The sequence below is a fragment of the Candidatus Arsenophonus phytopathogenicus genome (genome assembly GCF_056113345.1).
The window spans coordinates 1661836-1673747 of sequence record NZ_JBUIOB010000017.1 but is presented as its reverse complement, the minus strand read 5'-3'; the positions used below and the strand labels follow the sequence as shown (position 1 = coordinate 1673747).

Genomic DNA, 11912 nt, shown 5'->3' with positions numbered 1-11912 from the left:
TTACGAAAATAAAATAAATTACTTTTTCTTTGCTTTTGGATTAGGCAAATCAGTAATACTTCCTTCAAATACTTCAGCTGCCATACCGATTGACTCGTATAATGTCGGGTGAGCATGAATAGTCAATACAATGTCTTCTGCATCACACCCCATTTCAATTGCTAAGCCAATTTCACCTAGTAATTCTCCACCATTAACACCGACAACCGCCCCGCCAATAACGTGGTGGGTTTCCTTATCAAAAATAAGCTTAGTCATACCCTCTGAACAATCAGATGCAATAGCACGACCAGAAGCAGCCCATGGGAAAGTGGCTACTTCATAACTGATACCTTTTTCTTTAGCTTCTTTTTCCGTCAAACCAACCCAAGCAACTTCAGGCTCAGTATAAGCAATTGAAGGAATGACTTTTGGATCAAAATAGTGTTTCAAACCAGAAATCACTTCAGCCGCCACATGGCCTTCATGAACACCTTTATGAGCCAGCATTGGCTGACCGACAATGTCACCAATCGCATAAATATGGGGCACATTGGTACGCATTTGTTTATCTGTGTGGATAAAACCTCGCTCATCCACTTCTACTCCAGCTTTACCCGCATCAATTAATTTGCCATTCGGTACACGACCAATTGCCACTAAAACAGCATCATAACATTGTGGTTTGGCCGGTGCCTTCTTGCCTTCCATCGTTACATAGATACCATCTTTTTTGGCTTCCACCGCAGTCACTTTCGTCTCGAGCATTAAATTAAACTTCTTACTTATCTGTTTAGTAAAAAGCTTAACAATGTCCTTATCTGCTGCAGGAATAACCTGATCGAACATTTCAACCACATCAATTTCCGATCCTAATGCATGATAAACAGTACCCATTTCTAAACCGATTATACCGCCGCCCATCACTAACATACGCTTGGGTACTTTTGTTAGTTGCAAAGCATCAGTAGAATCCCATACTCGCAGGTCGCCATGAGGAACAAATGGAAGCTGGATCGGACGTGAACCTGCAGCAATAATAGCATTGTCAAAGTTTATGGTTGTTGTTTCTTTTTTACCTTCAACAACCAATGTATTAGCACCGGTAAATTTACCTAATCCATTAACAACTTTAACTTTACGACCTTTTGCCATCCCGGCCAAACCAGTTGTTAATTGGCCAATAACCTTTTCTTTCCACAGCCGAACTTTATCAATATCTGTTTTCGGTTCGCCAAATACGATCCCATGTGCCGCCAATGCCTTTGCTTCTTCAATAACTTTTGCAACATGCAATAATGCTTTGGAAGGAATACAACCGACATTAAGGCAAACGCCGCCTAATGTCTCATAACGCTCGACTAAAACCGTTTCTAAACCAAGATTTGCACAGCGAAAAGCTGCTGAATAGCCCGCAGGTCCCGCTCCTAGAACCACTACTTGGGTTTTAATTGCAGTACTCATCATGACCTCTTACTTTTATTGTCCGGCGGGTCAGACGAAAAAATTTATAACCACCGAGACGTGTGTACTATAGGCAGTTTACAGAATTGTTAACATCCTTGAAAGTGCTCTAACGTGACATAACTCTCAACCTATAGGACGAATTAGAAAAAATTCTGTAATTACTAATAATAAAACAGACCGACATTCAGTCGGTCTATAAATTACATAACCAAACGGCGAATATCACTCATTAACTGTTCAATACGAGTGACAAAACGAGCGCCGTCTGCACCATCGATGACACGATGATCAAAGGAGAGTGACATAGGTAATACCAGACGTGAAATAAATTCACTGCCATTCCATACTGGCTTCATTGATGAGCGAGATAGCCCCATAATAGCCACTTCTGGCGCATTAATAATTGGTGTAAAACTCGTTGTACCGATACCGCCTAAGCTAGAAATAGTAAAGCTGCCACCTTGCATATCAGACGCGGTCAACTTGCCGGCATGTGCTTTCTTCGATACTTCCATCAATTCTTTGGAAAGCTCGATAATACCTTTCTTATTAACATCGCGAATAACAGGCACAACCAAACCATTTGGGGTATCAACGGCGATACCAATATGAACATATTTTTTCAATATTAATCGCTGAGCATCGGCAGAAATTGAACTATTGAAACGAGGCATTTCTTCTAATGCTCGAGCAACCGCTTTCATGACAAAAACTAATGGTGTAATTTTTACTCCCGTTTGCAACTTTTCCATCTCTTTATTTTGCTGCTTACGAAAAGCTTCTACTTCGGTAATATCAGCATCTTCCATGACAGTCACATGCGGGATCATTACCCAGTTACGACTCAAATTAGCGCTAGATATCTTTTGAATGCGGCCAAGTTCAACTTCTTCAACTTCACCAAATTTACTAAAATCAACTTTTGGCCATGGTAGCATGCCTGGCAAACCACCCGCAGTAGTCGCTCCAGCTTCAGAACGTTTTACCGCCTCTTTGACATAAGTCTGAACGTCCTCACGCAGAATGCGACCTTTACGCCCTGTTCCGTTTACCTTATCCAAATTAACACCAAATTCACGCGCTAAACGGCGAATAAGCGGTGTTGCATGCACATACGCATCATTTTCAATAAATTCATTTTTAGTCTCAGAAACATTACTTGCCTGTGCTGTAGATGAGACTTGATGGGGTTCAGAAGGCGAGGCCTCTGATTTTTTCGCTATTTCAGCGCTGCTAGTTTCCGCACTGGCAGCTGGCGAAGCTGCGGTGGCATCAACCGCAAAAATCATAATTAGTGAACCGGTTTTAACTTTATCGCCTTTAGCAATTTTGATCTCTTTAACTTCGCCGGCAAAAGGCGCTGGCACTTCCATCGATGCCTTTTCACCTTCTACAGTAATTAGCGATTGCTCAACGGAGATTTTATCACCAACGTTAACCATTATATCCGTAACTTCAACTTCATCATTACCAATATCCGGTACAATAACTTCCGTTAATTCACTTTTTGCTTGACCCACATCTTTGCTATCTGCTTTATCCGTTTTTGCATCAGAGGTTGTTTTAGCGCTAGCTTCTGTTACTTTCTCCGCTGTATCAAAAACCATAATCAACTTACCGGTTGCGACTTTGTCACCAACTGCGACTTTAATTTCTTTCACAACTCCAGCCTGTGGTGACGGAACTTGCATTGACGCCTTTTCACCTTCTACGGTAATTAACGACTGCTCAACATCAATTTTGTCGCCCACTTTTACCATAATTTCGGTAACTTCAACTTCATCTGCACCAATATTAGGAACGTTAATTTCAATAGACATTGATTTTACCTCTTATGCCAAACGCGGGTTAATTTTTTCTGAGTTGATGTTGTATTTTTTGATGGCTTCATTCACCAATTTTACATCCATTTCACCACGTTTCGCTAATTCACCCAACGCTGCTACTACCACATAGGAAGTATCAACCTCAAAATGATGACGGAGGTTTTCACGGCTATCTGAACGACCAAAACCATCAGTACCCAAAACACGATAATCACTTGCAGGAATGTAGGAACGAATTTGTTCTGCAAATAATTTCATATAATCTGTTGATGCAACTGCAGGAGCATCATTCATGCTTTGAGCAACATAAGGAACACGAGGTTTATCAGATGGATGTAACATATTCCAACGCTCACAATCCTGTCCTTCACGAGCTAATTCGGTAAATGACGTTACACTATAAACATCGGAAGCAATACCATACTCACTAGACAAAATTTTTGCAGCTTCGCGAACATGACGCATCATTGAACCCGATCCCAACAATTGAATTTTTCCTTTTTCGCCTTTTAGTGACTCCAGTTTATAGATACCTTTACGAATACCTTCCTCAACACCAGTAGGCATCGCTGGCATATGATAATTTTCGTTCAAGGTAGTAATATAGTAGTAAACTTTTTCTTGTTTCTCACCATACATACGAACTAAACCATCATGCATAATAACAGCAACTTCATAAGCATAAGCTGGATCATAAGAGATACAGTTAGGTATGGTTAGTGACTGGATATGGCTATGGCCATCTTCATGTTGCAAGCCTTCACCATTCAATGTGGTACGTCCTGAGGTTCCACCAATTAGGAAGCCACACGCTTGCTGGTCTCCAGCTGCCCATAACAGATCACCAATACGCTGAAAGCCGAACATGGAGTAATAAATATAAAATGGGATCATCGGCAGATTATTTGTGCTATACGATGTAGCAGCAGCTAACCAAGAAGCGCCGGCACCCAATTCATTGATACCTTCTTGAAGAATTTGACCTTTTTCGTCTTCTTTGTAGTAAGCAACTTGTTCACGATCTTGAGGGGTGTACTGTTGTCCATTTGGACTATAGATCCCAATTTGACGGAATAAACCTTCCATACCAAAAGTACGCGCTTCATCAGCAATAATTGGCACTAGACGATCTTTAATTGAGTTATTTTTTAACATTACATTCAAAGCACGTACAAATGCGATCGTAGTAGAGATCTCTTTATTTTGCTCTGCTAATAATTGGCCAAAATCTTCTAGGCTAGGAATATCCAATTTTTCATCAAATGTAGGATTTCGTGCAGGTAAATATCCACCTAATGCCTGACGACGCTCATGCAGATATTGATATTCAGCTGAATCTTCTTTAAAAGTAATAAAAGGTAATTTTTCTACTTGAGCATCCGCTACCGGCACATTAAAGCGATCACGGAAATAACGAACCCCTTCCAGGTTCATTTTTTTCACCTGGTGGGCAATATTTTTACCTTCAGCAGTATCGCCCATGCCGTAGCCTTTAACTGTTTGGGCTAAAATGACTGTTGGCTTGCCTTTAGTGTCTTGCGCTTTTTTAAAAGCGGCATAAACTTTTTTCGGATCATGACCACCACGGTTTAACGACCAGATTTCATCATCGGTCATATCCTTGACTAGTGCACTTGTCTCAGGGTAACGATTGAAGAAGTGTTCACGAACATAAGCGCCATCTTTAGACTTAAATGTTTGATAATCACCATCCAAAGTTTCATTCATCAACTGAATTAGTTTACCTGAAGTATCCTTACGCAATAATTCATCCCATAGGCCACCCCACAGGACTTTAATGACCTGCCATCCAGCACCGCTAAAGATACCTTCTAATTCATTAACAATCTTACCATTACCAGTAACTGGCCCATCAAGGCGTTGTAAGTTACAGTTGATCACAAAAACCAGGTTATCTAACTTTTCACGAGTCGCAATCGTGATAGAACCTTTAGATTCAGGTTCATCCATTTCACCGTCACCAAGGAAAGCATAAACTGTCTGATCTGCGGTATCCTTTAAACCTCGGTGTTGTAAGTATTTTAAGAATTTTGCTTGATAAATAGCACCTATTGGACCTAATCCCATCGACACCGTAGGAAATTGCCAAAATTCAGGCATCAATTTAGGATGAGGATAAGAGGAAAGACCTTTGCCACCAATTTCTTGCCGGAAATTGTCCATTTGCTCTTCAGTGAGACGACCTTCCAAAAATGCGCGTGCATAAATACCAGGCGAAATATGTCCTTGGAAATAAACTAAATCTCCACCATTTTTATTGTTTTTTGCCTGGAAGAAGTGATTAAAACAGACTTCATATAAAGCTGCAGAAGACTGGAAAGATGCCATATGACCACCTAACTCCAGATCTTTTTTAGAAGCTCGTAAAACTGCCATTACAGCATTCCAACGAATCGCAGAGCGAATACGACGCTCTAAATCCATGTTGCCTGGATAATCAGGCTCATCCTCTACGGAAATAGTGTTGATATAATCACAGTTTCCAGAACCAGTTGCGATATTAACGCCGCCCTTGCGTGCTTGTTGTAATACTTGATCAATAAGATACTGAGCACGATCAACACCTTCTTCACGGATGACCGATTCGATCGCCTGTAACCAGTCGCGAGTTTCGATCGGATCCACGTCATTCTTCGACATATCTGACATGGTCTATTCCTTATCTATTATCTGTTTCTAATGTAGTTACTGAGCCATCTTTTGAACATATTTATTAAACCAGAAAGAAGAACAAAAGATAGTCACTATTGCCGCAACTTTGTCTCTAATAAATCAGAGCGGTAATGCAGACGCAGCAACAAAAAAATCTGCACTACTAAATTAAATTTTGATATTGTTGTATTCGACGTAAAGAACGCTCGCGACGTGTATGCTCACGACTGATGTCCAGCAAAATCTCCTCAATAAATGCTAAATGACGATGTGAAGCTTCCTGTGCTTTTTCAGGTTCACGTGCGATAATAGCTTCAAAAATTTGAGTTCTATGTTTACTTACTGCTGCGTGCATTTCTTTACGGGTATATAAGCACTCAAAATTTTGTCTAATATTCTGCTCTAACAATGGAACCATACAACGAAGTATATGAAGTAATACCACATTATGAGCCGCTTCGGTAACAACCAGCTGATATTGCAAAACAGCCTCAACTTCAGCATTAACATCCCCACGCTCTTCAATATCCTGAATTTGTAAATGACTGATCTTAATTCGAGCCAGATCCTCATCGGTTCCTCTTAAAGCAGCATAATAAGCAGCAATACCTTCAAGTGCGTGACGTGTTTCTAAAAGATCAAATTGTGATTCCATATGCCCAGATAATAACTGGGTAAGCGGATCACTAAAGCTTTGCCATAGATTTGTTTGGACGAACGTCCCCCCTCCTTGTCGGCGAAGAAGAAAACCTTTTGCTTCAAGCCTCTGAATCGCCTCACGCAAAGAGGGACGAGAAACATCAAATTGCTTAGCCAACTCACGTTCAGGTAGCAATTTTTCTCCGGGGCGCAATATTCCTTCAAGGATTAAATGCTCAAGGCGCTGTTCAATAACATCAGATAATTTAGGTTGGCGAATTTTGCTATAAACCATATTTACAATAGGCCACTTATATTCTGCGTAAATACTTATTTAACACTACCAAAGTCAATTGGTAATACCAATTTATCCTAGATGTACATAAAGTAACAAAGTATTCACCAACTGTCCATAAGAGCTTATATTTAACCTTAAGAAAGTCGCGTTTTTTGATAAGGATTTTTAAAAATTAAAAAAAATGATAATTTTAATTTTTTTTTTAGCAACGATGTTAATTTTTGTATACATATAATTAATCAACTGACACGTTACTATTTGCCTTTAATTAAATTATTAATCAATATAAACGAATTAATATTCAATCCAGCAGTTAGGAACATAACAATTTTGTTATAAATAACATTAATGGTTTTCAGTGAAAACGATTGATAGAATTGATATTAAAAATATCCTTAATTTTTTAAAATAGCTAAAATAATTAAAAAAATTTAATTAATAAAGTTTCTTTTATATCAATATATTGATTTCATAAACAGTTAGAATATTTAGTAATATTATTCAACTATTCATGAAATCTCATAGAAAGATCTATTGCTGTAATATTTTTAGTTAATGGACCAACAGAAATATAATCTACCCCTGTCTTTGCATACTCTTTTAATGTTTTAAGTGTAATATTGCCCGATACTTCGAGAGCTACTTTTCCCTGAGCAATCATTACGGCTTCTTGCATCATAGAGATAGTAAAATTATCTAACATAACAATATCTGCTTTTGCTTCAATTGCTTCAATCAATTCATTTATATTTTCAACTTCAACCTCGATAGGAACATTTGTATGCGCTAAACGCGCTTTCTTAATTGCTGAAGTAATATTCCCTGCTGCAATGATATGGTTTTCTTTAATTAAATAAGCATCAAATAACCCTAGCCTGTGATTAAAACCACCTCCACAAAGTACTGCATATTTTAGCGCGCTCCTTAAACCAGGAATGGTCTTACGCGTATCTAATAACTTTACTTCTGTGCCTTGTAATATGTCAACATAATGAGCTGTTTTGGTAGCAACACCAGATAAAGTTTGTAGAAAATTAAGTGCAACCCTTTCAGCAAGCAACAGTATATGAGCATCACCTTCGATAGTAGAAAGAATCTGGCCAGATTTAATTTTGTCGCCATCACGGACCTGCCATTTAAGCTGAACAGATTGATCAAGTTGCTGAAATATCTGCTCTACCCAACGCATTCCACAAAATATACCATCTTCCCGGGTAATTATTTTAGCAATAGCCAACTGATTTTTTGTCAGCAATTGTCCACTAATATCACTGTCTATATTTATATTTCCACCTAAATCCTCCTGTAATGCGAAAGTAACATTAGCTGGAATATCTTGATGTAAACGTTCTAATAATTGTTCCTTACGTCGCTCAACATCATGAGTGATACACACCATTACAACTCCTTAATATTTACAGTAATAAATTATTTTAAACTTTTACTCCACTGTATTGCATAAATATCTCTAGTAATTCTTTCATTAACTTACATCAATCCAACACGTTACTACAACCTATAAAATCTAAATAGAGATTTTTTCTGCATAATTAATGTGGAGACTTACTATAATAAAAATTCTTTATCTTAAAACCGAATAAATAATACATTTCATGAAAGATATGACAAATGTATACATTTCCAATGAGCTATTATAAATAGTTATTTATTTTTACTGTCAGCAAACTTACAAATGATGACTAATATTAAAAAATTTATTTCAATAAAAAACAGCCAAATTAATTATTTGTGAAATTGCTCGAATTTATTTTTTTATTTTCAATATAAAAAATAATATTTAGAACAATATTCTAATATTTTATTTTCTCATTGTTATTTTTTTACCATTGTGCATCATCATTTTATCTTCAATCGATAATGGAAAATATGATGAAACAACAAGGATTATCTCTAATGGAAATAATGGTTGCAATTGCAATTATTGCTGTTCTTAGTGCAATTAGTATTCCAAGCTACAAAAGTTATATGCAAAAAGCATCTCTGACTGACATGTTGCAATTTATTGTTCCTTATAAAATGCATACCGAGCTGTGTGGATTTGAAAATGGGTATTTTACAGGTTGCCACAATGGCATATCTTCAATTCCGACAAGTAAGACAGGAAAATATGTCAGTAATATCGATGTGAAAGATGGAATAATTAAAGTTGTTGGTACAAAATCACTGAAAGATTTAACAATAACATTAGAACCGACATTATCTACAACAGATAATCCAGTGAGCTGGAAAGTTTCTTATGAGTACAGATTCCGGATTAAAAAAACATTGTGCAGACACCTTTAAATTCTAAATAATAGGATTCTATTATGACTTTCATAACAGCTATTCCCAAAGACTTTAATGTTATCGAAGATGAATTAAAAGAACTTTGTTATCGTCATGATATTGTAATGATCGAGTTCAATTCAAAAAAACTTTCCATTGCGAATTATAGAAAACCTAATGACGAATTGTTAAAAGCATTACGTTTTATTTCTAGTGTTCCTGTTTGTTATGATATCTGGCCAAAAGAAAAAATTGAGCATTATTTTAATCGCTGTAATCATGAAGTTGAAATACAAGAAGAACCTATACGTTATGATCCTTCAATTAACAATGAAGAAAAACCTAATTCACCAGCAGTAAATTATGTCGATTATCTTATTGGATCTGCTATTGAAAAACGGGCATCAGACATTCATATTGAGGCATTTAAGACCGGTACCAAAATTCGAATCAGAGTTGATGGTAAATTATTTTATGTTCCTTCGCCGCCAGTCGAAAATTGTGCAGAAATATTTGCCCGATTAAAAATATTGGCAAAATTAAATATTGCAGAAAAGCGCTTGCCTCAAGATGGGCAACTTGAATGGATCAGCCGTGATATCCACTATGCTATTCGCATTTCAACATTACCAACACTTTATGGTGAAAAAATAGTTTAAGGATATTAAATACTAAAAACCATTATTCTTTAGAACAACTAGGTATAAAAAATAATTTTCTTGTCATTTTAAAACAAAAACCTTCTCTGCCACAAGGAATGATTCTTGTCTCTGGGCCAACTGGAAGTGGTAAAACAGTAACGCTTTATAGCTGTCTTAAATATCTTAATCACAGTGAATTAAATATTTCAACGATTGAGGATCCAGTAGAGATACCAATAAAAGGGATTAATCAAATAACTGTAAGCGAAAAAATAGGATTAGATTTTTCAGCCATCTTAAGAGCATTACTTCTCCAAGATCCTAATATTATTATGGTAGGCGAAATCCGCGATCAAAAAACAGCCGAAATTGCTATAAAAGCTGCCCAAACCGGCCATTTAGTATTATCAACCCTCCATACAAATTCAACGAAAAGTACACTAGAACGACTAGAAAATTTAAGCATATCACCACATTTGATAAATTCTTGTGTGAAATTAATTATTGCTCAGAGACTGGTTAGAAAACTATGTCCTAGCTATAAACGTCATGATGAAAATCCTTTTACTATTCAATATGATAATATTGAAACTGTAATTACAACCTGGCGGGCGGTTGGATGTGACCATTGTTTCGGTGGATATTTAGGTCGAACCGCAATTTATGATTTTTTAGAACTTAAGGAAGAAACTCTTGCTACGCAATTTTATCAGCTACCAATAAAAACAGAAAAAATACCTTTCGTTAGTTTATTTGCTTCTGGATTACTTCTAGTCAAAGGCGGCATAACAACACTAAAAGAATTGTATGAAGTAACAGAACAAGAGATAATTCAGTGAATTTTATCTATATATATCGAGCAATTAATGCTCAGGGAATATTAATAGAAAATTATAAAATATCTCATTCTAACCAAGAGGTTTTTAAATATATTCTTAGAAGAAATTTAATACCTATTTCAATTAAAATCAGAGAAATTGCTCTATATACCACAAAAATTCTTAGCTATCGCTTGCATTTTATGTATCAACTTAGTGTATTACTTAAATCCAATATTTCTTTAATTCAAAGTCTAAACATTATTCAAAAAGAATGTAATATGTCCGTTTGGAAATGTATATTAACAGAAATCATTAAACGTATTAATCAAGGGGAAGCATTCTCTTCGGCATTAAAACATTATCCTAAACTTTTTCGAGAAATAATTTATCAATTAGTAGAAATTGGAGAACAAACCAATAACCTGGAAAAAAATTGCCAACTTATTTACCAACAACTTCAACAACAAATATTAAAAAAAATAGCTAAAGCACTACAATATCCATGCATTATTTTAATTATCGCTTCAGTCGTGGTTTCGCTAATGTTATTTTTCGTTTTACCTGAATTTAAAGCAATATATCAAACATTTGATGCTCAATTTCCAATAGCGACTAGGTTACTTATTACCATTTCTGATAAAATTGCTGACAATGCTCTATATATCGTTGTTACCTTAGCTTGCATTTGTTTAGGATATTTTACATATAGAAAACATACGCCAAATTTAATTAAACAAGAACAAAAGGTTATCTTACATTTGCCATTACTCAATAAGCTTATTGGTTGGCAACAACTTTACTATTTTTTTCAAACATTACATATTACCCAAAAATTAGGATTAACATTATTAGAAGGATTCGAATGTGTATTAAAAACACTAAAACATCCCGTTTATCATGATGCCATCCATTCTATATATCAAAAAATTCAACGAGGTATTTCTTTTAGCGACATTATAAAAAGAGAAAAACTATTCCCATATCTATGCTTGCAATTTATTACAGCCGGAGAATTATCTGGCAATTTAGTATTATTTTTAGAAAAACTAGCTAATTGGTATCAAGATAACCTAATAAACTATGTTAATAAAAATATAAAATTAATTGAACCAATGCTAATACTATTACTCGTAGTTGTAATTACTGGATTATTATTCACTATGCATTTGCCGGTTTTTAATTTAGGTAATATTACTTATTAAGTAATCAATGTAACAATAAAATAAAAAATATTATTATGTTAAAACCCGTTATAATAAACATAAAAAAAATTATCAGACCT

Annotated in this window: 7 protein-coding genes and 1 pseudogene; 3 read left to right on the top strand and 5 right to left on the bottom strand. The window is 35.8% G+C overall.

Translation table 11 applies throughout. The features are described 5' to 3' along the window. Window positions 1-18 precede the first annotated feature (18 nt). The 5 genes from lpdA to nadC form a co-directional block, all read right to left on the bottom strand. Window positions 19-1443 (bottom strand): dihydrolipoyl dehydrogenase, encoded by a 1425-nt coding sequence (lpdA, locus tag AC01GB_RS12475; protein ID WP_474452064.1) that lies wholly within the window; start codon window positions 1441-1443, stop codon window positions 19-21. Window positions 1444-1646: 203 nt separating this feature from the next. Further along, on the bottom strand, window positions 1647-3266 hold the full coding sequence (gene aceF / locus AC01GB_RS12470) for a pyruvate dehydrogenase complex dihydrolipoyllysine-residue acetyltransferase (protein ID WP_474452063.1): 1620 nt from the start codon (window positions 3264-3266) through the stop codon (window positions 1647-1649). A gap of 12 nt (window positions 3267-3278) precedes the next feature. Then, window positions 3279-5942 (bottom strand): pyruvate dehydrogenase (acetyl-transferring), homodimeric type, encoded by a 2664-nt coding sequence (gene aceE / locus AC01GB_RS12465; protein WP_474452062.1) that lies wholly within the window; start codon window positions 5940-5942, stop codon window positions 3279-3281. 166 nt (window positions 5943-6108) lie between these two features. After that, complete coding sequence (gene pdhR, locus AC01GB_RS12460) at window positions 6109-6879, bottom strand: pyruvate dehydrogenase complex transcriptional repressor PdhR (protein ID WP_290606867.1); 771 nt, start codon at window positions 6877-6879, stop codon at window positions 6109-6111. Window positions 6880-7387: 508 nt separating this feature from the next. Continuing rightward, window positions 7388-8281 carry a carboxylating nicotinate-nucleotide diphosphorylase gene (gene nadC, locus AC01GB_RS12455; RefSeq protein ID WP_474452061.1) on the bottom strand — a complete coding sequence of 298 codons (894 nt, stop codon included), beginning with the start codon at window positions 8279-8281 and terminating at the stop codon, window positions 7388-7390. A 488-nt stretch (window positions 8282-8769) separates the two neighbouring features. Here nadC and ppdD point away from each other — a divergent pair, with 488 nt between their 5' ends. The 3 genes and pseudogenes from ppdD (at window position 8770) to AC01GB_RS12440 (ending at window position 11832) form a co-directional block, all read left to right on the top strand. After that, complete coding sequence (gene ppdD / locus AC01GB_RS12450; protein WP_474452060.1) at window positions 8770-9186, top strand: prepilin peptidase-dependent pilin; 417 nt, start codon at window positions 8770-8772, stop codon at window positions 9184-9186. Between the two features lie 23 nt (window positions 9187-9209). Further along, window positions 9210-10648: pseudogene (locus tag AC01GB_RS12445) on the top strand (ATPase, T2SS/T4P/T4SS family). Beyond that, window positions 10645-11832: a type II secretion system F family protein gene (locus AC01GB_RS12440; protein WP_474452059.1), complete on the top strand. Its 1188-nt coding sequence runs from the start codon at window positions 10645-10647 to the stop codon at window positions 11830-11832. The pseudogene AC01GB_RS12445 and the gene AC01GB_RS12440 overlap by 4 nt, the downstream one beginning before the upstream one ends. Window positions 11833-11912: the final 80 nt, after the last annotated feature.